Here is a 20,729-nt window from a genome sequence, read left to right as displayed (position 1 = left end):
ATGGATGCCTCGGCCCATTGTTTTCCTCTATAAGGAAAACGCGTCGCTTCCATCCTTCCAATCGAGGACCGCAAACAATTGTTCATCCTGCGCTTTCTTGGACTGATCCTGCTTGTCCTGTTCACGTTGCTTGCCTTTGTCTGGGGCGGATTTGCGCTCTGGTATCAGCTGCCATTTGGCGTTGCAGGAAACATTGGCTGTCTTATCCTTTGGGCAGGTGCCGCCTTCGCAGTTCTGTGGCTTGAGTTCAGGGGCCGCCCCCGCCGTGCCTTGATCGTGCTTGTGCCGGTCATGATCGGTCTTGGATACTGGTGGAACACGATCACGCCATCCCTGAACCGGATCTGGGCTGAAGATGTGGCGCAAACCGTCACAGGCACGCTCAATGGCAGCCACGTGACGCTGGCCAATGTGCGCAATTTCGAATGGCGTACGCCAACGGATTTCTCCCCGCGTTGGGAAGTCCGTTCCTATGATCTTCAGGATCTGGCGTCCGTCGATATATTTCTGTCCTATTGGTCTAATCCTGCCATCGCCCATACATTGGTCAGCTTCGGCTTCAACAACGGCGACCACGTTGTCTTTTCGGCCGAAATCCGCAAGGAACGTCACGAACAGTTCTCGGAAATTGGCGGCTTCTTCAAGGAGTTCGAATTGGCCATGATCGCCGCCGACGAGCGCGATATCATTCGCCTGCGCACCAATATCCGCAAGGAAGACGTCTATCGCTACCGCATCAACCTCAAGCCGGAGATGCGCCAGGCGCTGTTCTTGTCCTATCTTAACAATGCCAACCAACTGGCAACGACTGCAAAGTTCTACAATACGATAACGGCCAACTGCACGACCGTAATTTTCGACATGGTGCGTGCGATAACGCCGGATATTCCCCTCGATTATCGTATTGTCCTCTCGGGCTATCTGCCGGGCTATCTTTACGACCTTGGCGCAATCGACCGGCAAAAGCCGCTGGATGAGGTGGTGAAATCAGCCCTGATCAACCAGCGCGCCCTGGATGCCGATAATGATCCGGATTTCTCCACGAAAATCCGTGTTGAAAACTAGAACCTTTTGGTGCGGAAGAATTCCTTGAGTATGACTTCCGCCTCCTGTTCCTTGAACCCGGAGTAGACTTCCGGCACATGGAGGCAGGTGGGCTGCGCATAAAACCGGGCTCCGTTTTCCACTCCGCCGCCTTTGATGTCCTGAGCACCGTAATAGAGCCGCCTGATGCGGGCGAACGAGATCGCGGCGGCGCACATGGTGCACGGCTCGAGCGTTACATAGAGATCGCAACCCGAGAGGCGTTCATTGTCGAGAACGCGGCAGGCTTCGCGAATAACGAGAATTTCCGCGTGGGCGGTGGGATCGTTCAACTCACGCGTGCGGTTCCCCGCGCTGGCGAGTATGGTTCCATCCTTGACCAGAACGGCACCGATGGGCACCTCGCCGCGCGCCGCCGCGCGATGCGCCTCAGTCAAAGCCACACTCATTGGGTCAGTTTTTTGTTTCACGCCGTCTCATCGTCCAGAATTTACTCGCAAGAGCACCTCATAGCTGGTAGTGAGCCCTGCTGAAAGGCAAACATTCCATGACAAGTTCAAATGACGACAAAAAGGGCGGCAAACGCCCCTTTGAAAAGCGCAGCTTCGACAAGAAGGACGGCGGTGGTGGCCGCTTTGGTTCCAAGGGGCCCCACAAGTTCGATGATGCCGCTCCCGCAAAGCGCGGTTTTGAAGCACGCAAATCATCGCATGACGAAGCTCCCGTAGAAGACGGCGAGCGTATCGCCAAGCGTCTGGCCCGTGCTGGCATAGCCTCGCGCCGCGAAGCCGAAACCATGATTGCCGCCGGCCGCGTTTCCGTCAATGGCAAGCGGCTGGAAAGCCCGGCCATCAACGTTCTGCGCACCGATCGTATCGAAGTGGACGGCAAGCCGCTGCCGGAAAAGGAGCGCACGCGCCTGTGGCTCTATCACAAGCCCGCCGGCCTGGTGACGACCAATCGCGACCCGGAAGGGCGCCAGACGGTCTTTGAATCGCTGCCGAAGGATATGCCGCGTGTTCTTTCCGTTGGCCGGCTCGATATCAATACCGAGGGCCTTTTGCTTCTGACCAATGATGGCGGACTTTCCCGCGCGCTGGAATTGCCTTCCACCGGCTGGTTGCGCCGTTACCGCGTTCGCGCCCATGGCAGCGTCACCCAGGAAAAGCTCGATACACTGAAAGACGGCATCGCTGTCGATGGCGTTTTCTATGGTGCAATCGAAGCGACGCTGGAGCGCGAACAGGGCTCGAATGTCTGGATCATGGTTGGGCTGCGCGAAGGCAAGAACCGCGAGGTCAAGAATGTGCTCGGCGCGCTCGGACTTTCGGTCAATCGCCTGATCCGCATTTCCTATGGGCCGTTCCAGCTGGGCGACCTGCCGGAAGGATCGGTACGGGAAATGAACGGCCGCACCTTGCGCGACCAGCTCGGCGAACGGCTGATCGAAGAGTCGGGTGCGGATTTTGATGCACCGATCATAAATGTGTTTTCAAATGACGCTGTGAAGGGCGAAGCCGTGCAGCAGCCATCTGCCGAGGCACGCGAACGTCCTGTGCGCCGCTCATCCGAATGGATTTCGAGCGCTCCGGTGGCCAAGAAACGCCCGCCGCGTAAATCCAAAGATGAACAGCGGGAAGAGAATCTTTCCCGCTGGACGACGGCCCCTACGGATCGACCGGCTGCGCCGCGCGCGAGCCGCGATGAGCGGCCAGCACGAGGACCTCGCGATGAGCGGCCAGCCCGGCCGCCCCGCGACGGTGAGCAAAAGCCACGCGGCGGCGTCGCATCGAAAGCGGATCGCGAGCGCAAGGAAGACGAGGCACTTGCTCCACGAAAATCCCGCTCGGCCAATGTTTGGATGGCGCCGGGTGCCCGTCCCATGGGTGCGGCGCGAGCCAAAGCCGTGGAATCGCGCAACCAGCGCAACCGTGCCGAAGGCGCGAGCACCGACAAGCCAAAGCGTTTCGGTGAAGGTGCGGCTCGCCCGGCCCGTTCTCCCAGTGAACGCTCCGCCGGGGATCGGGAAGATCGCGACAGGTCCAGAACGGACCGTCCTGCCGGTGGGTTTGCCGGCGGCGACAAGCCGCGCAGCTATTCTCCGCGCCCGCCGCGCGGTGATGATGACAGGGCAGAGCGTCCGAAGCGGGCTTTCGGATCGGATCGCCCGCAAGGTGCACGCGAAGACGCGCGTCCCGCTCGCCCGCCACGCGTAGGCAAGCGCGAACGTGCCGAATTGAAAGAGCGCGAAGCTCGGGGCGACAAACCAGTCCAGTCGGAGCGGCCAACCCGTTCCGAACGTCCCTACGGCGCCAGCGGCAAGCCGACACGTGCGCCTGGCCGTCAGGACGGTAAGAGCGGCGACCGGCCTTATGGCGGCCCGAAAGGTGCACCTCGTGGGGGCGCGCCACGTGGTGGCCCCGGTGGTGGTGCAGGTCGCCCGCCGCGTGGCAACAAGCCTAAATCTTAAGGGCATGCTCTGATGCGGATTGTCGGCGGGAAATTTCGCGGGCGCGCTCTGGCGACGCCCGGCTCCAATGCGATCCGGCCGACGACCGACCGGACACGCGAGAGCCTTTTCAACATTCTGGTGCACAATTATCCGGAAAAGTTTCAATCGACACGCGTTCTCGATCTCTTCGCCGGGACGGGTGCGCTGGGCCTCGAAGCCCTGTCACGCGGTGCACGCTATGGCGTTTTCATCGAGGAGTCGACAGAAGGGCGCGGGCTGATCCGCACCAATGTCGAGGCATTCGGTCTTCTCGGCAATACCAAGATTTTCCGCCGCGATGCGACCAAGCTCGGGGATGCGGGAACCATCGAACCGTTCGATCTGGTTTTCGCCGATCCGCCCTATGGCAAGGGCCTTGGCGAAATGGCATTCAAGTCCGCGCTTGACGGCGGCTGGCTCAATCCCGACACACTTCTGGTGCTTGAAGAAGAAGCCGAGGCGATGATCGATCTCGATCCACGTTTCTCGGTTGTTGAAGAACGCCCCTACGGCGGAACGATCATAAGGCTTGTCACATTACGGACGTAAAAGCCGGATCGTATCGCCACTCGTGAAACAGAACTGGATCGATCTGAATGTCCTTCGCCCTGAGCCGCAACGTTGCGGCATTTCTCTTGATCGGCACGCTTGTCGCGCCGGGTTCGGTTTTACCGGCAAGGGCCGAAACTTCACTACAAGCACCCGTGGTAGCTGAGAAGGCCGACAAGGACGACGTTTCGTCATTTCATCTGGAAAATGGTCTCGAAGTTGTGGTTATCCCCGACCATCGCGCCCCCGTGGTCACGCACATGCTCTGGTATCACGTCGGGTCCGCCGATGAGGAACCGGGTAAATCCGGCATAGCGCATTTTTTTGAACATCTGATGTTCAAGGCGACGAAGACTTATCCGGCCGGTGAGTTCTCTCGCAAGGTTGCCGAGATCGGCGGCCAGGAAAATGCCTTCACTTCCTATGACTACACTGCCTTCTACCAGCAGGTTGCGCCGCAAGCGCTTGAAATGGTGATGACCTACGAGGCGGACCGCATGGAAAACCTCATCCTCAATGAGGACGTGGTCAAGACCGAGCGCGATGTTGTCCTGGAAGAGCGGCGCTCACGTACCGACAGCGATCCTGCGGCCTTGCTCGCGGAAGAGGTCAATGCGACGCTCTATCAGAACCACCCTTACAGGATGCCCGTGATTGGCTGGTTGCATGAGATGCAACAGCTCAATCTCAAGGATGCTCTCGCCTTTTACCAAAAATACTATACGCCCAATAATGCCACGCTTGTCGTTTCGGGCGATGTCGATCTTGCAACGGTCAAGGCGCTGACCGAAAAGACCTATGGCAAGGTGCCGCGCCGGGCTGAACCGGGAAACCGTCAGCGCCCGCAGGAGCCTGAGCAGAATACGAAGCGGACGGTCTCCATGGCCGACCCGCGTGTCTCGCAACCGAGTTTCCAGAAGATGTGGCTCGTGCCGTCCTATACGAGTGCAAAGCCAGGCGAAGCGGAAGCACTCGATCTTTTGAGTGAAATTCTTGGTGGCTCAAGCCGCAGCCGTATCTATCAGGCGCTGGTCGTGCAGGATGGATCCGCCGCCAATGCCGGTGCCTATTATCAGGGCGGATCGCTCGATGCCGGTAGCTTCGGTATCTATGGTTCCCCGCGCGGCTCCGCCACGCTAACCGACGTCGAGGCCGGCATCGACGCGCAGATCGCCAGGATCATCAAGGACGGAGTGACGGCCGATGAACTTGAAAAAGCGCGCAACCGCTTCCTCAAAAGCATGATCTTCGCCCGTGACAGTCAGTCGAGCATGGCCCGCATCTATGGTTCCACGCTTTCCACCGGCCAGACTATAAAGGACATCCAGGAATGGCCGGATCGCATCCGCGCGGTGAAGGTTCAGGACATTCAGGATGTGGCGAAACGCTACCTTGTCGATAGTCGCTCGGTGACGAGTTACCTGATGCCGGAAGACGGCAAGCCGGATCAGAAGATCGAGGGAGAAACGCCTGCTTCCGGGGAAACACAACAGCCGGAACCGCCGGCGCAGGGAGTCATTCAATGACCGGACCAATGTCTAAGCGAATTGCTGCCACGCTGTTATTGATGCTTTTTGCAGTCGCCCCTGGCTATGCGGTCGAGATCAAGGAAGTCGTCTCGCCAAAGGGCATACGTGCCTGGCTGGTGCAGGATGATTTCGTGCCCCTGATTTCCATGCGCTTTTCGTTCAAGGGTGGTTCGACCCAGGATCCGAAAGGCAAGGAAGGTCTCGCCAACCTGATGACCGGGCTCTTCGATGAAGGTGCAGGGGACATCGACTCCGACGCATTTCAGGAAAAGCTCGATGATGTCGGGGCCGAAATGGGTTTTAACGCCGATGATGACCGCATCACCGGTTCCATGCGCATGCTGGCGGACAAGCGGGATACTGCGATCGACCTGCTGGCCCTTGCTGTCAACAAGCCTCGTTTCGATCAAGCGCCCATCGACCGTATTCGCCAGCAGGTTGTTGCCGGGATAAAGGCGTCCGAACGTGATCCGAATACGATTGCTGGCCGCAAATTCTCCGAAGCCCTCTATGGCGATCATCCCTATGCGCGCCAATCCGACGGCACGGAGCAGAGCCTGACCGCAATAACCCATGACGATCTGGTTACCTTCCACAAACGCAATTTCGCCCGGGACAATCTGATTGTTGGCGTGGTCGGTTCGATCAGTCCAGAGGATTTGGCGCCGCTTCTCGACAAGGTTTTTGGCGATCTGCCTGCGAAAGCCGAGCTCGAGCCGATCTCTGACGCCAAACTCGGTTTTGGCCAGACGACGCGCGTCGACTATGCCCTGCCGCAGACATCAATTTCCATGGTCTATCCCGGTGTACGCCGCCAGGCTCCGGATTTCTTCCCTGCCTACATCATGAATCATATTCTGGGTGGCGGCACATTCTCCTCGCGCATCTACAATGAGGTGCGGGAAAAGCGTGGCCTTGCCTATTCGGCAGGTTCGAACCTGGTCAATCGCGACCACATGGCAGCCCTGATGGTATCGACTGCAACACGGGCAGACCGTGCCAATGAGACCCTGCAGATACTTAAGACCGAAATCGCCAAGATGGCCAAGGATGGTCCGACGGAAGAGGAACTGGTCGAGGCCAAGAAATATCTGGTTGGTTCTTACGCCGTGAACAACCTGGACTCATCGTCGGCCGTCGCCAGCACGCTGCTCGGCCTGCAGGATGAAAACCTGGGGCGCGACTACATAGACAAGCGCGCGGACCTGATCAATGCTGTAACACTGGATCAGGTAAAGGCAGTGGCTGGGAAACTGCTCGAAACCGATCCCGCGGTTCTGATTGTCGGACCACCGCAATCCTGATTGAGGGAAACGTCATGGTCGCACGCGATCTGGCAGAGGGAAATGGATCGGCCGGCGCAGCGAGTGCAGCCGGCGGTCCGACCTTTGCCATCGCGTTCGGCGGTGGCGGGGCGAGGGGCCTCGCCCATATCAATGTCATCGAGGCACTGGATGAGCTCGGCATCACCCCGACAGCAATTTCCGGTTCCTCCATTGGCGCGATCATGGGTGCGGGCATGGCGGCGGGCATGTCCGGGCGCGATATCCGCGAGTATGCTGTTGCCACCCTGTCGCGGCGCGCGGAAATTGCCGCACGCCTGTGGCGCTTGCGCCCGGCAAGCTTCGGCGAAATGTTTGGTGGAGGCATTCGCCTCAGCCAGTTCAATATCGAAAGGGTCTTGAGAAACTTCCTTCCTGACAGGATACCCGACTCTTTCGAGGAATTGCGCATCCCCTTGAGTGTTACCGCCACCGACTTCTACGGGCAGCAGGAGGTGCCGATCGCCGACGGCGACCTTTTCAGTGCCATCGCTGCCTCCGCAGCCATACCCGCACTATTCCGCCCGGTCCGCCGTGACGACCGTATCCTGATCGATGGCGGCATCTATAACCCCGTTCCCTTTGACCATCTGAAGAACAAGGCGCAGTTCGTCATCGCCATCGACGTGGTTGGTGGCCCGGAAGGTGATATTGGCAAGTTTCCGTCGTCGATCGATGCCATGTTCGGTGCCAGTCAGTTGATGATGCAGTCGATTATTGCGACGCGGTTGCGCACGGACCCGCCGGCGATCTTCCTGCGCCCGAGCGTTGCCCGGTTTGGTGTGCTCGATTTTCTCCGGGTCGAACAGGTTCTGCGCGAGTCGGCTGGCATCAAGGACGAACTAAAGCGCGCTGTTGACGCAGCCATCACCTATGTCGAGCACCGCGAACTGGAGTGATCTACTCTGCTGGCGTTGCATCGGGTTCGACAGCGACATCCATCTCCCCGTCCGCGATTGTATCGATTCGCTTGGCTTCGCGTGTTGGCTTGATCAATGGCTCAGGCGTGACAGGTCGCGTCAGCAGCAGATCATTGCCGGCGGTCAGCCCTTCCGATGCCTGAATGTGCAGGCGGTCCTCGTCGCGACGCCTTATGTCCTGCATGATTTCGTAAGCAAGTTCTTCGCTGACACCCAGCTCTTCCAGCGTCCGGCGGCCAAAGACCAGACCGGATTCGAACGTCTCACGCAACTCATAGTGAACGCCGCGTGCCCGCAACTTCAGCGTGTGCACGCGGTCATAGGAACGCACGAACAGCTTGATGTCCGGATATTCGGCCTGGATCATTTCAACGATCTGATCCGTGGTTTCCTTCTTGTGCGTACAGACAGCGACGATCTTCGCCTGCCTGATGCCCGCCGCTTCCAGCACTTCCTTGCGCGTACCGTCGCCGAAATAGATGCGGAACCCGAACCGGCCTGCAGCCCGGATACGATCTGCGGAAGCATCGATCACGGTTACGTCGCTGCCGCCTGCCAGAAGGATTTGCGCGGCGATCTGCCCGTAACGCGAGAAACCGATCATCATCACATCGGCACCGGCACCTTCGAAATCCTCGTCGATCTCATCATGTGCATCGTGGCTGACCAGGAACTTGTTTCCAAGCGCAACGGATAGCGGCATGACGGCCATCGAAAGCGTGACAACCGCAATCAATTCTGAGGCAACCGAACCGGTCATCAATCCCGCCGCCGCAGCTGTCGAAAACAGCACGAAGCCGAACTCACCGCCTTGTGGCAGGAAGAAAGCAATCCGTATCGCATCATTGTGATTGGAGCGGAACAGCCGCGCCAGAACATAGACAACGAGCGCCTTGATGGCCATGAATACCGGCACGGCGAGAAGAATGGCCATCCAGTTGTTGAGGATAACTTCCAGATCAAGCGAAAGGCCGACCGCCATGAAGAACAGGCCAAGAAAAACGCCGCGGAATGGCTCGATATCCGCTTCGAGTTCGTGCCGGTATGACGATTCCGCCAGCAGTACGCCGGCAATGAAAGCGCCCATGGCCATCGACAATCCGGCAAATTGCATCAGCACTGCAGCACCGATCACGACGAACAGCGCTGCCGCGATCATCACCTCTCGGGCACCGGTATTGGCGATGAATCGGAACAGCGGGTTGAGCAGATATCGGCCGACAGCGACAATCGCGCCAATGCAGATCACTGCAATGAGAAATTGACCGAGCGGATCGGCCTGATGCTGCGCCGAGCCAGGTGCAAGGACCGGAATCATTGCCAGCAAGGGCACGATGGCGAGGTCCTGGAACAGCAGGATCGCGAACGAAGTCTGGCCGTGCTGCGTAGCCGTTTCGCCGCGCTCTTCCAAAATCTGCATGGCGAAGGCCGTCGAGGAAAGAGCGAGACCAAAGCCAGTCACGACAGCCGCTTGCCACATCATGAGATCGAATGCCAGGATCAGGCCCGTCAAGGCAGCGCCTGTCACGATGACTTGTGCAGCGCCCAGGCCGAAAATCGCATGGCGTAACGTCCACAGGCGGGAGGGCTTCAACTCCAGGCCAATCACGAAAAGCAGGAAGACAACGCCAAGCTCGGAGAAATGCAGGACTTGTTCGCCATCAGTGATGAGGTTGGCCAGAGGCCCGATCAACAGACCCGCGGCGAGATAGCCGAGAACCGTGCCGAGCCCGAGGCGCTTGAAAAGCGGAGCGGCGATGATCGCCCCAGCCAGCAGCGCCAATGCCTGAAAGTAGAGGTTTCCGCTTTGTGAGAGCATATATTTGTGACCCGAGCCTTGCGATTGTTGCGTCCGGTTGCCTTGATAGGCCCCAATTTGCACCATATAGGAGTAAGTGCGTCTGACCCTCGTCAGATATGTCCTTGCATCGTATCATGCAATCAACCTTAGAGACGAATATGACAGAGCCGGTAAATTCGCGCGAATTCGTAGACAATGCCATTGCGCTTGTCGAAGCAGCAAGACGCGCGGGGGCGGATGCAGCTGATGCGGTCGTCGTGCGATCGCGTTCTACCGGCGTCAGTGTCAGGCTGGGCAAGGTCGAGTCGACCGAATCGTCGGAGAGCGACGAATTTTCTCTGCGCGTTTTCGTCGGCCGCAAGGTGGCAAGCATATCGGCGAATGCCGGTGCCGACCCGAACGTTCTCGCAGAACGCGCCGTCGCCATGGCGAAAGTCTCACCCGACGACGCCTATGAGGGGCTGGCAGCGCCGGAAAATCTGGTGCGTAATATACGTGATCTCGACCTCTATGACCCGACGGTCGTCGATGCCGCGCAATTGACCGAGGCAGCCCTGGCCGCCGAAGCAGCGGCGCTCGCCGTTGAAGGTGTCACCAATTCCGGTGGCGGATCCGCATCGGCGGGAATGGGAGGCCTCGTTCTTGTCACGTCAGGCGGTTTCGCCGGGCAATATATGGGCTCGCGCTTCTCTCGTTCTGTCAGCGCCATTGCCGGAAGCGGTACCGCGATGGAACGCGATTATGATTTTTCATCGCGCATTTATTTCGATGCGCTGGAAGATGCCGCTACCATTGGCCGTTCGGCCGGGGAACGTGCGGTGAAGCGCCTCGGCGCACGCCAGGCCAAGACGGGCCGCGTGAACGTTGTCTACGATCCGCGTGTTGCGCGTGGCATAGCCGGGCATCTCGCCAGCGCCATTAATGGCGCATCGGTGGCACGCAAGACCAGCTTCCTGAAAGATCGGATGGGCGAAAAGATATTGAGCGACGCGATCAATGTTACGGATGATCCATTGCGTGTTCAGGGCTCGTCGTCGCGTCCATTCGACGGTGAGGGTCTGGAAGGCATACCGCTGAAGATGATTGAGGATGGTGTTCTCAAGCACTGGTTTCTCTCAACCTCGACAGCGAAGGAGCTGGGCCTCATCACCAATGGCCGCGGCGTCCGTTCAGGTTCCACCGTGGTGCCGTCATCGACGAATTTTGCGATTGAGCCAGGTGAAGAAAGCCCTGAGGAACTTATACGCTCTGTTGGTACGGGTTTTTACGTGACCGAGCTTTTTGGCCATGGTGTCGATATGATCACCGGGGAATATAGCCGCGGCGCGTCGGGGTTCTGGATCGAGAATGGCGAATTGGCTTATCCGGTGAGCGAAGTGACTATCGCCTCCAACCTGAAAGAGATGTTCCTCAATCTCACAGCGGCAAATGATATAGACCGCAATTTCGGCGTGGCCAGCCCGACGCTCGTAATCGAAGGCATGACACTTGCCGGCAAATAGACAAAATCGCGAAGATCTCGAACTGATACGTGAGGCTGCGGAAGGGGCAGGGCGGATAGCGCTGTCCTATTTCAAACAAGCGCCACAGATCTGGATGAAGACAGGCAACTCACCGGTCACGGAAGCCGACCTTGCCGCCGACAAGTATCTGAAGGATATGCTGCTGACAGCCCGGCCTGACTATGGCTGGATATCGGAAGAAACCCTCGATGAACGTGTAGCTTCACCACGGCAACGTTTCTTCGTCGTTGATCCGATCGATGGCACACGGGCCTTTATAGAGGGTGCGGATGTCTGGTGTGTCAGCGTCGCCGTCATTGAAAATGGCAGACCCGTTGCGGGCGTCCTGGAATGTCCGGCGCGCAACGAAATCATTAGTGCACTGCCCGGTGGCGGTGCCGAACAGAACGGCAATGTCCTTCGTGTCCAGGCGGAGACCACGCCATACAAGGTTGCAGGGCCCAGCGCCTTTCTGAAGCGCCTTCCCGAGCATTTCCTTGCGTCGATGGAACATGTTCCCTATGTCGCCTCGCTCGCCTACCGCATCGCCATGGTTGCACGCGGCGATATTGCCGGGACTTTCGTGCGCCCCAACTCGCATGACTGGGATTTGGCTGCGGCCGACCTGATCCTGTCGGAAGCGGGTGGCCATGTCTTGACAGCCGAAGGCAAGGCGCTCACTTACGGTTTGCGCAACACCACCACCGGCGATTACAGGCATACGGCGCTTGTCGCAGCCAGTGGGCTACTATTGGATAATATGTTGGACGTTGTCGCCGAAACCGCCTTCGGATAAACAAGCTACAATCTTCATCGATCATTTCTGGACGGGCAAACATGAGCGAAAACACATCAGAGCCAAAACAGCTGCTTCATCTGGTTTTTGGCGGCGAACTGAAGAAACTGGGCGGCGTTGAGTTCCGCGATCTCGACAAGCTCGATATCGTGGGTATCTATCCGAATTTCGAAACCGCACAGCGTGCCTGGAAGTCCAAGGCCCAGGCGACCGTCGACAATGCCCATATGCGGTATTTTATCGTCCACATGCACAAATTGCTGGACCCCAACACGGGCAAGGCAGGTTGATCGCGTACCGCAGTCATGAATTGACAATGGCATGATTGAAAACAGCTCAGTATCGGCCAAGGCGCCCCAGCGAAAACTCGGAGTGCTGAAACGTTTTTGGCGTTCGGTACGCGGACCTCTCGCGAATTCTCCGATGGTCCGGTCCCTGATCGTCTGGCTGATCACCCAGTTTTTCCGGCTCGTTCATGTTACCAATCCCCGGCTTCCCGGTTCCTCGGATCTTGAAGATATGAAGCGGGGCGGCGAACCCTTCATCGCCGTTGCCTGGCATGGCCAGCATCTCATGGCGCCGTTTCTCATGCCGCGCGGCGTCCGTTTCGTCGCCATGTTTTCCAAGAGCAAGGATGCCGAACTCAACGCGCGTGTAGCCGAGCGTTTTGGCGTTGAGATCGTGCGAGGCTCCGGGGGAAGGGAACGTGCGAGGGGAACGGAGAAGGGTGGTGCGAGAGCGCTGCTTGTGCTGAAAAAGGCCTTGAAGGAGGGCAAAACTGCCGCAATGATTGCTGATATTCCCCATGGGACGCCGCGTGACTCCGGATTTGGTGTCATCCTTCTGGCAAAGTTGTCAGGCCGTCCGATTGTTCCGATCTGCTACCTGACATCGCGTAGAAAAGTACTGGAGAAGAGCTGGGACAAGACCACCATTCCCTTGCCATTCGGCAAATCGGGGTTGATTGTCGGCGACCCTATTTTCGTCCCCGAGGATGCGGACGATGCAATGCTGGAAGCCAAGCGTGTCGAATTGACCAATAGCTTGAATGAGAACACCAAGCGGGTGCATCAGCTCGTGGATGGCGCGGCATGAGCGAGAGGTGGGCGCGTCTGGTCCTCAGCACCTATAGATGGGTGGGTGCTGCAGCCTTCCCGATCGTCGGCGCCTATGTGGCGTTTCGCGCCAGCAAGGGCAAGGAAGAGCGCGGCAGGCATGGGGAGCGTTACGGCGCCGCCAGTGTGGCACGGCCTTCGGGTCCGCTGGTCTGGGTCCATGCAGCCAGCGTCGGTGAGACTTCCGCGGTCACGCCGCTGGTTGAATCGATCGTCGACACCGGCATTCACGTGGTCCTGACAACGGGGACTGTTACTTCGGCAAAAATGGTTCAGGAGCGGCTGGGTGACCGCGTCATCCATCAATATGTACCGCTTGACCTGAAGCCTGCCGTTGATCGTTTCCTTACCCATTGGCAGCCGGACCTTGCTGTCATCTGCGAATCCGAAATCTGGCCGATGACGATCCTCGAACTGGGGACGCGGCGCGTCCCGCAAGTCTTGGTCAATGGCCGCCTGTCGGACCGCTCCTTTGCCAACTGGCACAAGCGACCGTCCATCGCCGAGGCCTTGTTTGAAAATCTCGCGCATGTTGTTGCGCAATCCGAAGTCGACGGTGAGCGATTCCGCACACTGGGCGCTAGACCCGTAACGGTTTCGGGCAATCTCAAGGTCGATACAGCGGTTCCGCCGGTGAACAACGCAGACCTTGCTGCCTTGCAGCACATGATTGGGTCACGCAAGACCTGGGCCGCGATCTCCACCCATCAGGGCGAGGAAGAGATCGTTGCGCAGGTCCATCATATGCTCAAAGCCAGGCACCGCGATCTCCTGACAATCATCGTGCCGCGCCATCCGGATCGCGCGGCCGAAATTGCCGTTGAAATCGAGAAGATGGGCATGAAGGTCGCGCTGCGCAGCCGCGGTGATCAGATTGCACCGGATACGGATATCTATCTCGGTGATACGATCGGCGACATGGGACTCTATCTGCGGCTGACGGAAATCGCCTTTGTCGGCCGTTCCCTGACGGCGCAAGGCGGACAAAACCCGCTGGAACCAGCCATGCTCAAATCGGCCATTCTTTCCGGGCGCAACGTGCAGAATTTCCGCGACTCTTACCAGCGTCTCATCAAGAATGGCGGTGCCAAACTTGTCCGCGACAAGGACATGCTGGCGGGCGCGGTCAACTACCTCTTCAACAATCCCGCCGAGCGCCAGATCATGATCGATGCCGGGCTGAAGACGGTTGAAGACATGCGGGGCTCCCTGACCCGCACCATGACGGCGCTGGAGCCTTTCATCCAGCCGCTGGTGTTGAAAGCACGTTTGAGCAGTCGTGAGGGCGGTTGGAAATGAGCTGCAGGCTCGGTGGGGAATGACCAGCGAAGCGCCTCCATTCTGGTGGGAGAAGCCGGATTGGCGCGCACGAGCCTTGAGTCCACTGTCGAAGATTTACGGTGCCGTAGCCGGCCGACGCATTCGCCGTGCCAAGCCTCCAGCAGTGCAGCTGCCGGTTCTCTGCATCGGTAATTTCACCCTCGGCGGTGCGGGGAAAACCCCGACGTCGATCGCATTTGCCCAAGCCGCGGTTGCGGCCGGTCTTAAGCCGGGCATCGTTTCTCGCGGGTATGGCGGGGCATTTTCCGGGCTGCACCGTGTCGACCCCGATCATGACAGTGCCCGTCATGTCGGTGATGAGCCGATGCTGCTGGCTCGGCATGCCCCGGTGGTGGTGTCGGCAAATCGTCTGGCCGGCGCAGTGGCCTTGCAGGAAGCGGGTTGTGATTTCATCATCATGGATGATGGTTTTCAGAGCGCGCGTCTTCACTTCGATTATGCATTGTTGGTCGTCGATGCAGGGCGTGGCATCGGCAATGGTCACGTCTTTCCGGGGGGGCCGCTGCGAGCGCCCTTGACCGACCAGCTTGTACGCACCGACGCGCTGTTGAAGATCGGCACAGCTGCCGGAGCTGACCACGTCGTCAGACGCGCGGCGCGTGCCGCAAAGCCCATCTATGAGGCCGTGCTGAAACCCAAGGCCGTTGGAGAATTGGCCGGCAAGCGGCTGCTTGCCTTTGCTGGAATTGGCGACCCGGCCAAATTCTTCAGGACACTGGAGGAAGCGGGCGGCAATGTTGTGCAAACGAGGCCCTTTCCCGATCATCACCCCTATACGGACGACGACCTGGGTGATCTTGCCAAGACCGCTGATGAGCAAGGTCTCACGCTGATTACTACGGCGAAGGATCAGGTACGATTGCTGGACGGCAGTTCAAGCGCGAAGGAATTTGCCGCGCGCGCATTGGTTCTCGAGATAGAGCTTGTCTTCAGCCATCAGCAAACGGCTTCACGCATCATTCGGGAAACGCGCGAGCGTGCCCGAGCGCGCGCGATCAAACGCTCATAATCTTCCGCGCAGCTTCAATTTCGGTGGGGCCTCACGCATCGGAATGTCGAGATTGCGCTCCGTCGTCTGGCTATACCGGCGATCATTGGAGAAGATGACGGCACCTGCCCGGCGAATCTCGACGGCAAGCGCAACGCGCGGTGCCGATCCATTCGCGGGAATCTCGATTTCATAGGCTACCGGAAAATAGCCGTTACGGTTGAGGGTGAAGCTGGTCGTCCCGATCTTCGGCATGGGGGCAGAATTGCCGCCCGTGGCGTCATATGCCGTCACGAACACGACAGAGCTGGCGGTCAATTGGGCGTAGGGCGGCCCCCGCAGATAGCCGCGAATGGTTTTTGTCGGCCCGCTATAGGCAGGCGCATGGCTCGCACTATCTGTCATACACCCGCTGGCAAGCACTCCGGCGACAAGAAGTGAAAGCAAGGTTATGCGCCGGGTGATCAATGATTCAAGCCTTGTTGCGCTGGCGCAGGTCCGGGTTCAGTTGAAGCTCGCGCTCCAGGGATATGCGGGCGTCGGCATAGGCTTCCTGCCGCGCGACGCTCCAGTATTTGAGCTCGTCGAGCGGGATCTTTTCCGAGGTCACGGCGCAGAGCACGTATGAACCCGGCGACAGGACCTGAAAGTCGCCGTCAAGATAGCGAATTTTGGCTTCGCGTGAGCCCGGGCCCTCAAATCTGTTCATTAAGTTTGTTCCAGTTCAATCAATTCAGGTCATTTACGCGCCAGCTGCCGCGCCGGTCAAGACGTCACCTTCTGCCGAAGAGACGCTCGATATCGCTGAGCTTGAGCTCGATATAGGTTGGACGGCCATGGTTGCATGTGCCGGAGCCGGGCGTTTCTTCCATCTGGCGCAGCAGCGCGTTCATCTCATCCGGCTTCAACCGCCTGCCGGAGCGGACCGACCCATGGCAGGCCATGGTTGCAGCGACATGGTCGAGAATGGCTTTCAGGCCATCCGACGTGTCATGTTCGGCAATCTCGTCCGCAAGATCGCGAATGAGCTGCTGTGTGTCGATTTCGCCCAGCATGGACGGCGTCTCGCGCACGGCGACAGCACCGGGCCCGAAGGATTCGATGCCGAGACCGAAGCGCGCCAGCGTCTCGGCATGGGCAACGAGTCGCTCCACATCTTCTTCGGGAAGATCGACGATCTCCGGAATGAGCAGCATCTGCGCGGGCAGGGGCCTGGAATGCAGGGCGTTCTTCAGCGCTTCATAGACGAGACGCTCATGCGCGGCGTGCTGATCAACAATGACGAGGCTGTCTTCGGTCTGCGAGACGATGTAGTTGGCGTGAATTTGCGCCCGCGCCGCGCCGAGCGGGTTCGACAGCAGCTCCGGCGAAACCTCTATTGTACCCGCGCGCGTATCCGCAGCAAGCGCTTCGGCGCCATCGTAGAGGAACGCTTGAACCGTTTCCGTAAAGCCATTGCCGCCATGCGTGGAGGCCGGTTCTGTCTCGAATGGACGGTAGGGCGACTGCTGGACATTGTAGTTCTGATTGACAGCGCTTGCACCCTGCCAGCGCTGCTGGGCTGCTGCGGGCCGGATCGGTTCGACACCACCAGGACGGAATGAATTCAGCATCGCCTCGGCACCGCTGGTTGCCGCGCGGATACCGGATTGGCCAAGGGCCTCGCGGATGGCGCCGACGATCAAGCCGCGTACCAGGCCCGGATCGCGGAAGCGCACATCGGCTTTTGCCGGATGTACATTGACGTCGACCAATGAGGGATCGAGGTTGAGGAAAAGCACGACGACGGGATGCCGGTCACGCGAGATCACGTCGGCGTAGGCGCCGCGGATCGCACCCCAGATCTGCTTGTCCCGAACGGGACGGCCATTCACATAGGCGAACTGGTACAGGCTGTTGGCACGGTTATATGCAGGAATACCGGCAAAACCGGTCAGGCGTACACCATCGCGCATTGCGTCTATGGCAATGGCGTTCTCCGGAAAAACCTTGCCGAGCACCTGCGAAATGCGCTCCAGCATGCCAGCCGAGCCGACGCCCGTCGCCGCAAGCTCCAGCGGCGTGCGATCACTGCCTGCGATGGAAAAACGGATATGCGGGAAGGCGATGGCGACACGTTTCACCACATCGCTGATGGCGGAAGCTTCCGCCCGATCCGTCTTCATGAATTTCAATCGTGCGGGCGTGGCAAAGAACAGATCGCGCACTTCGGCAATTGTTCCGCCATTCATCGGCGTGGGGCGTGGACCGTCCGTCCGCCCGCCATGGACGCTGATCTCGAAACCGGAATCGGCATCTGTCGTGCGGGATTTGAGCGAAAGGCGCGATATCGAGCCTATCGACGGCAGCGCTTCGCCGCGAAACCCCAGCGCCCTGATGTCATGCACATCGTCGGTGAGCTTGGATGTGCAATGGCGAGAAACCGCGAGGGGCAATTCGTCCGAGGGAATGCCTGATCCGTTGTCGGTAATACGGATCAGGTTCTTGCCGCCACCCGCCGTGACAATCTCGATGCGTGTCGCACCTGCATCGATGGCGTTCTCGACAAGTTCCTTCACCACGCTGGCAGGTCGTTCGATGACTTCACCAGCGGCGATCTGGTTTATGATTGTTTCGGTGAGCTGCCTGATTGCCATGATAAACATATAGTGGATTCGTGATTGACCCGAAATCCGCAAATCATGTCTATCCCGCATCATCCCAGCAAATATTAGCAATGCCGATCATCTGGTCACCGGCACGGCTTTGATGATAGGTCTTGGCCATACACCGAGGAGAATCCACATGGCAAATTCCAAGCCGTCCTTTGTCTGGACCGACCCTTTTCTGCTGGAAGATCAATTGACAGAAGATGAAAGGATGATTCGCGACAGCGCCCGGGCTTTTGCGCAAGGTGAACTCCTGCCGCGCATTGAAGAGGCCTATCTCGAAGAAAAGACCGATCCCAAACTCTTCAGGTTGATGGGTGAATCCGGGCTTCTCGGTGTCACGCTGCCTGAAGAATATGGAACAGCAGGCGCATCCTATGTCGCCTACGGCCTTGTCGCGCGTGAGGTAGAACGCGTGGACAGCGGCTATCGCTCGATGATGAGCGTGCAGTCGTCGCTGGTAATGTATCCGATCTACGCCTATGGCTCCGAGGAACAGCGCAAGAAGTATCTGCCGAAACTCGCATCCGGTGAATGGATCGGCTGCTTTGGCCTGACCGAACCCGATGCCGGTTCTGATCCCGCTGGTATGAAGACCCGCGCCGAAAAGGTGTCGGATGGCTATCGCCTCTCCGGTTCGAAAATGTGGATTTCCAATTCCCCGATCGCCGATGTTTTCGTCGTCTGGGCGAAATCCGATGCGCATGATGGCCAGATCAGGGGCTTCGTTTTGGAGAAAGGCATGAAAGGCCTCTCCGCTCCGAAAATCGGCGGCAAGCTTTCGCTGCGAGCCTCGATAACCGGCGAAATCGTCATGGACGGCGTTGTCGTTGGCGAAGAGCATCTGTTGCCGAACGTCTCTGGATTGAAGGGGCCGTTCGGTTGTCTCAATCGTGCCCGCTACGGTATTTCCTGGGGTGTCATGGGTGCTGCCGAGGATTGTTGGCAGCGTACCGTTCAATACGGACTCGACCGCAAGCAGTTTGGCAGACCGCTGGCTGCCACGCAGCTGTTCCAGAAGAAGTTTGCCGATATGCAAACAGAGATCGCGCTCGGCCTGCAGGCATCATTGCGTGTCGGCCGCCTCATGGATGAAGGCAAGGAAGCTCCGGAGATGATCAGCCTGATCAAGCGCAACAATTGCGGCAAGGCGCTTGATATTGCCCGGGTCGCCCGTGACATGCACGGCGGCAACGGCATCCAGATCGGCTATCACGTGATGCGCCACGCGCAGAACCTCGAGACGGTCAATACCTATGAGGGCACGCATGACGTGCACGCCCTGATCCTCGGCCGCGCACAGACCGGCATTCAGGCCTTCTTCTGAGCATGGGCGGATGACAGACCATCGGTCTCGACGGTTTTGTCATCCCACTAGACTGTCAGGCATTGTGAGCAAGGCGCGCTGCATGCTGCTTCTCGATCGCCGCCAGAAGAATGCACAGGGCAATGCCTTCTGACGCGAGCCGGACTTCCTGAAGCGACGGATATGTCGGAGCAAGGCGCAGCGTGCGATCATGCTGGTCGCGGCCGTAGGGCGAGGTTGCCCCAGCTGGCGTAAGAACCACACCACCCTGCCGTGCGAGATCAACGACATGTCGGGCTGTGCCTTCCATTGCGTCTACGCAAATGAAGTAACCGCCCTCCGGCTTCGTCCAGTTGGCGATCCCGGTCCCTGATAGCCGCTTTTCCAGCGCTTCAATAACCGTATCGAATTTCGGGGCGATCAAGGCGCGATGCGCCTCCATATGCCGGTGCAGGCCGTCGATGTTCTTCAGGAAACGCACGTGCCGGAGTTGGTTCAGCTTGTCCGGCCCGATCGTTCGCTTGCCAGCGCGGGCGAGATACCACTTCACGTTGGCGGCGGATGATGCGAACAGCGCAAGTCCGGCACCGGCGAGCGTCACTTTCGATGTCGAAGCGAAGACGAAGGCGCGGTCGGGGTTGCCGGCCTGCTCGCACAATTCAAGAATGTTGGCGATCTCATGCCGCTGTGACGTCAAATGATGCACGGCATAGGCATTGTCCCAGAACAGCCGGAAATCAAGCGCCCCGGTTCGCATGGATGCAAGCCGTTCGAGCGTTTCTGTCGAATAGACTTCGCCCGAAGGATTCGAATATTTGGGAACACACCACATGCCTTTTACATCAGGATCGGCGGCGAGCTCCTCGACCATATCCATGTCGGGGCCGTGACCAGTCAGTGGAACAGGCAGCATGCGAATGTCATATTCTTCACAAATGGCGAAATGCCGGTCATAGCCAGGCACGGGGCAGATAAAGGCCGGCGTGCCCGATTGCTCAGACCAAGGTTCCATCTCGTTTGAAACGCCCTTGAACAGCGACCAGACGAGGCAATCATGCATGAGTGCGAGACTGGAATTGTCGCCAACGACGATCCTGTCGGCCGGTGCCCCCATCATCGGCGAAAACAGGGCTCGAACCTCAGACAGGCCTTGCAATCCGCCATAATTGCGCGCGTCTTCGCCGGCTTCGCTGAAATGATCGCCGTTTCCTGGCAGCACCAGCATGCCATTGGCGAGATCGAGCTGCTCAGGGCTCGGTTTGCCCCTGGTCATGTCGATTTGCAGCCCGCGAGCGCGAAAGGCTTCATACTCACCAAGGACCCGATTGCGCAATGCCTGGAGGTCTTCGGTGCTCAAGTCAGCGATTGAAGTCATGT

19 protein-coding genes are annotated in these 20,729 nt (G+C 58.8%); 13 read left to right on the top strand and 6 right to left on the bottom strand.

Going from position 1 to position 20,729, the window contains the following annotated elements; genetic code table 11:
* Nucleotides 1–78: 78 nt before the first annotated feature.
* Nucleotides 79–1,065, top strand: a complete 987-nt coding sequence (locus BLM14_RS14095) for an Lnb N-terminal periplasmic domain-containing protein (RefSeq protein ID WP_099999953.1) — start codon at nt 79–81, stop codon at nt 1,063–1,065.
* Here BLM14_RS14095 and BLM14_RS14090 read toward each other — a convergent pair.
* Nucleotides 1,062–1,493 carry a nucleoside deaminase gene (locus BLM14_RS14090; RefSeq protein WP_099999952.1) on the bottom strand — a complete coding sequence of 144 codons (432 nt, stop codon included), beginning with the start codon at nt 1,491–1,493 and terminating at the stop codon, nt 1,062–1,064. The genes BLM14_RS14095 and BLM14_RS14090 overlap by 4 nt on opposite strands.
* A 98-nt stretch (nt 1,494–1,591) precedes the next feature.
* On the opposite strand from BLM14_RS14090, the gene BLM14_RS14085 reads away from it, so the two are divergent.
* From BLM14_RS14085 to BLM14_RS14065, 5 genes are read left to right on the top strand one after another with little or no spacing between them, the layout of a single operon-like run.
* Nucleotides 1,592–3,514, top strand: coding sequence for a pseudouridine synthase (locus BLM14_RS14085; protein WP_099999950.1), 1,923 nt, complete (start codon nt 1,592–1,594; stop codon nt 3,512–3,514).
* 12 nt (nt 3,515–3,526) lie between these two features.
* A complete protein-coding gene (gene rsmD, locus BLM14_RS14080) occupies nt 3,527–4,084 on the top strand; it encodes a 16S rRNA (guanine(966)-N(2))-methyltransferase RsmD (protein ID WP_099999949.1) in 558 nt (185 codons plus the stop codon).
* 47 nt (nt 4,085–4,131) lie between these two features.
* Nucleotides 4,132–5,610: a M16 family metallopeptidase gene (locus BLM14_RS14075; protein WP_099999947.1), complete on the top strand. Its 1,479-nt coding sequence runs from the start codon at nt 4,132–4,134 to the stop codon at nt 5,608–5,610.
* A gap of 8 nt (nt 5,611–5,618) precedes the next feature.
* On the top strand, nt 5,619–6,917 hold the full coding sequence (locus tag BLM14_RS14070) for a M16 family metallopeptidase (RefSeq protein ID WP_237143552.1): 1,299 nt from the start codon (nt 5,619–5,621) through the stop codon (nt 6,915–6,917).
* 14 nt (nt 6,918–6,931) lie between these two features.
* Nucleotides 6,932–7,834 (top strand): patatin-like phospholipase family protein, encoded by a 903-nt coding sequence (locus BLM14_RS14065; RefSeq protein ID WP_099999944.1) that lies wholly within the window; start codon nt 6,932–6,934, stop codon nt 7,832–7,834.
* A 1-nt stretch (nt 7,835) separates the two neighbouring features.
* Here the strand turns inward: BLM14_RS14065 and BLM14_RS14060 are convergent, their stop codons facing one another.
* Nucleotides 7,836–9,674 carry a monovalent cation:proton antiporter-2 (CPA2) family protein gene (locus tag BLM14_RS14060; RefSeq protein WP_100001333.1) on the bottom strand — a complete coding sequence of 613 codons (1,839 nt, stop codon included), beginning with the start codon at nt 9,672–9,674 and terminating at the stop codon, nt 7,836–7,838.
* 140 nt (nt 9,675–9,814) lie between these two features.
* On the opposite strand from BLM14_RS14060, the gene BLM14_RS14055 reads away from it, so the two are divergent.
* From BLM14_RS14055 to lpxK, 6 genes are read left to right on the top strand one after another with little or no spacing between them, the layout of a single operon-like run.
* A complete protein-coding gene (locus tag BLM14_RS14055) occupies nt 9,815–11,158 on the top strand; it encodes a TldD/PmbA family protein (protein WP_100001331.1) in 1,344 nt (447 codons plus the stop codon).
* Nucleotides 11,145–11,954, top strand: coding sequence for a 3'(2'),5'-bisphosphate nucleotidase CysQ (locus BLM14_RS14050; protein WP_099999942.1), 810 nt, complete (start codon nt 11,145–11,147; stop codon nt 11,952–11,954). The genes BLM14_RS14055 and BLM14_RS14050 overlap by 14 nt, the downstream gene beginning before the upstream one ends.
* Before the next feature lie 41 nt (nt 11,955–11,995).
* The gene (locus BLM14_RS14045) at nt 11,996–12,244 is read left to right on the top strand and encodes a DUF4170 domain-containing protein (protein WP_099999940.1); all 249 of its coding nucleotides are present in this window, start codon (nt 11,996–11,998) and stop codon (nt 12,242–12,244) included.
* Between the two features lie 31 nt (nt 12,245–12,275).
* On the top strand, nt 12,276–13,049 hold the full coding sequence (locus BLM14_RS14040) for a lysophospholipid acyltransferase family protein (RefSeq protein ID WP_099999938.1): 774 nt from the start codon (nt 12,276–12,278) through the stop codon (nt 13,047–13,049).
* Entirely contained in the window at nt 13,046–14,368 is a 1,323-nt protein-coding gene (gene waaA, locus BLM14_RS14035; protein ID WP_099999936.1) for a lipid IV(A) 3-deoxy-D-manno-octulosonic acid transferase, read from the top strand. The genes BLM14_RS14040 and waaA overlap by 4 nt, the downstream gene beginning before the upstream one ends.
* 19 nt (nt 14,369–14,387) lie before the next feature.
* Nucleotides 14,388–15,419 carry a tetraacyldisaccharide 4'-kinase gene (gene lpxK, locus BLM14_RS14030; protein ID WP_099999933.1) on the top strand — a complete coding sequence of 344 codons (1,032 nt, stop codon included), beginning with the start codon at nt 14,388–14,390 and terminating at the stop codon, nt 15,417–15,419.
* Here lpxK and BLM14_RS14025 read toward each other — a convergent pair.
* The 3 genes from BLM14_RS14025 to mutL all read right to left on the bottom strand — a co-directional run bounded on the left by BLM14_RS14025 (nt 15,414) and on the right by mutL (nt 18,034).
* Nucleotides 15,414–15,803: a hypothetical protein gene (locus BLM14_RS14025; protein WP_099999931.1), complete on the bottom strand. Its 390-nt coding sequence runs from the start codon at nt 15,801–15,803 to the stop codon at nt 15,414–15,416. The genes lpxK and BLM14_RS14025 overlap by 6 nt on opposite strands.
* A gap of 67 nt (nt 15,804–15,870) precedes the next feature.
* On the bottom strand, nt 15,871–16,107 hold the full coding sequence (locus BLM14_RS14020; protein ID WP_099999930.1) for a DUF2093 domain-containing protein: 237 nt from the start codon (nt 16,105–16,107) through the stop codon (nt 15,871–15,873).
* 64 nt (nt 16,108–16,171) lie between these two features.
* Nucleotides 16,172–18,034 carry a DNA mismatch repair endonuclease MutL gene (gene mutL, locus BLM14_RS14015; RefSeq protein ID WP_100001329.1) on the bottom strand — a complete coding sequence of 621 codons (1,863 nt, stop codon included), beginning with the start codon at nt 18,032–18,034 and terminating at the stop codon, nt 16,172–16,174.
* A gap of 148 nt (nt 18,035–18,182) precedes the next feature.
* Between mutL and BLM14_RS14010 the strand changes: the two genes are divergently transcribed.
* Nucleotides 18,183–19,373 carry an acyl-CoA dehydrogenase gene (locus BLM14_RS14010; RefSeq protein WP_099999928.1) on the top strand — a complete coding sequence of 397 codons (1,191 nt, stop codon included), beginning with the start codon at nt 18,183–18,185 and terminating at the stop codon, nt 19,371–19,373.
* 55 nt (nt 19,374–19,428) lie between these two features.
* Here BLM14_RS14010 and BLM14_RS14005 read toward each other — a convergent pair whose 3' ends face one another.
* Nucleotides 19,429–20,727 carry an aspartate aminotransferase type Ic gene (locus BLM14_RS14005; protein WP_099999926.1) on the bottom strand — a complete coding sequence of 433 codons (1,299 nt, stop codon included), beginning with the start codon at nt 20,725–20,727 and terminating at the stop codon, nt 19,429–19,431.
* Nucleotides 20,728–20,729: the final 2 nt, after the last annotated feature.

This window comes from Phyllobacterium zundukense, from assembly GCF_002764115.1.
GTDB lineage: Bacteria > Pseudomonadota > Alphaproteobacteria > Rhizobiales > Rhizobiaceae > Phyllobacterium > Phyllobacterium zundukense.
Note: the sequence above shows the minus strand (reverse complement) of the source record. Positions and strands in the feature narration are given on the sequence as shown.

Coding starts and splice junctions, on each gene's coding strand:
- BLM14_RS14085 (WP_099999950.1), top strand. CDS start 1,592: ATGACAAGTTCAAATGACGACAAAAAGGGCGGCAAACGCCCCTTTGAA.
- BLM14_RS14020 (WP_099999930.1), bottom strand. CDS start 16,107: ATGAACAGATTTGAGGGCCCGGGCTCACGCGAAGCCAAAATTCGCTAT.
- BLM14_RS14070 (WP_237143552.1), top strand. CDS start 5,619: ATGTCTAAGCGAATTGCTGCCACGCTGTTATTGATGCTTTTTGCAGTC.
- waaA (WP_099999936.1), top strand. CDS start 13,046: ATGAGCGAGAGGTGGGCGCGTCTGGTCCTCAGCACCTATAGATGGGTG.
- BLM14_RS14040 (WP_099999938.1), top strand. CDS start 12,276: ATGATTGAAAACAGCTCAGTATCGGCCAAGGCGCCCCAGCGAAAACTC.
- BLM14_RS14060 (WP_100001333.1), bottom strand. CDS start 9,674: ATGCTCTCACAAAGCGGAAACCTCTACTTTCAGGCATTGGCGCTGCTG.
- BLM14_RS14090 (WP_099999952.1), bottom strand. CDS start 1,493: ATGAGTGTGGCTTTGACTGAGGCGCATCGCGCGGCGGCGCGCGGCGAG.
- BLM14_RS14010 (WP_099999928.1), top strand. CDS start 18,183: ATGGCAAATTCCAAGCCGTCCTTTGTCTGGACCGACCCTTTTCTGCTG.
- BLM14_RS14065 (WP_099999944.1), top strand. CDS start 6,932: ATGGTCGCACGCGATCTGGCAGAGGGAAATGGATCGGCCGGCGCAGCG.
- BLM14_RS14025 (WP_099999931.1), bottom strand. CDS start 15,803: ATGACAGATAGTGCGAGCCATGCGCCTGCCTATAGCGGGCCGACAAAA.
- BLM14_RS14045 (WP_099999940.1), top strand. CDS start 11,996: ATGAGCGAAAACACATCAGAGCCAAAACAGCTGCTTCATCTGGTTTTT.
- BLM14_RS14055 (WP_100001331.1), top strand. CDS start 9,815: ATGACAGAGCCGGTAAATTCGCGCGAATTCGTAGACAATGCCATTGCG.
- mutL (WP_100001329.1), bottom strand. CDS start 18,034: ATGGCAATCAGGCAGCTCACCGAAACAATCATAAACCAGATCGCCGCT.
- rsmD (WP_099999949.1), top strand. CDS start 3,527: ATGCGGATTGTCGGCGGGAAATTTCGCGGGCGCGCTCTGGCGACGCCC.
- lpxK (WP_099999933.1), top strand. CDS start 14,388: ATGACCAGCGAAGCGCCTCCATTCTGGTGGGAGAAGCCGGATTGGCGC.
- BLM14_RS14005 (WP_099999926.1), bottom strand. CDS start 20,727: ATGACTTCAATCGCTGACTTGAGCACCGAAGACCTCCAGGCATTGCGC.
- BLM14_RS14075 (WP_099999947.1), top strand. CDS start 4,132: ATGTCCTTCGCCCTGAGCCGCAACGTTGCGGCATTTCTCTTGATCGGC.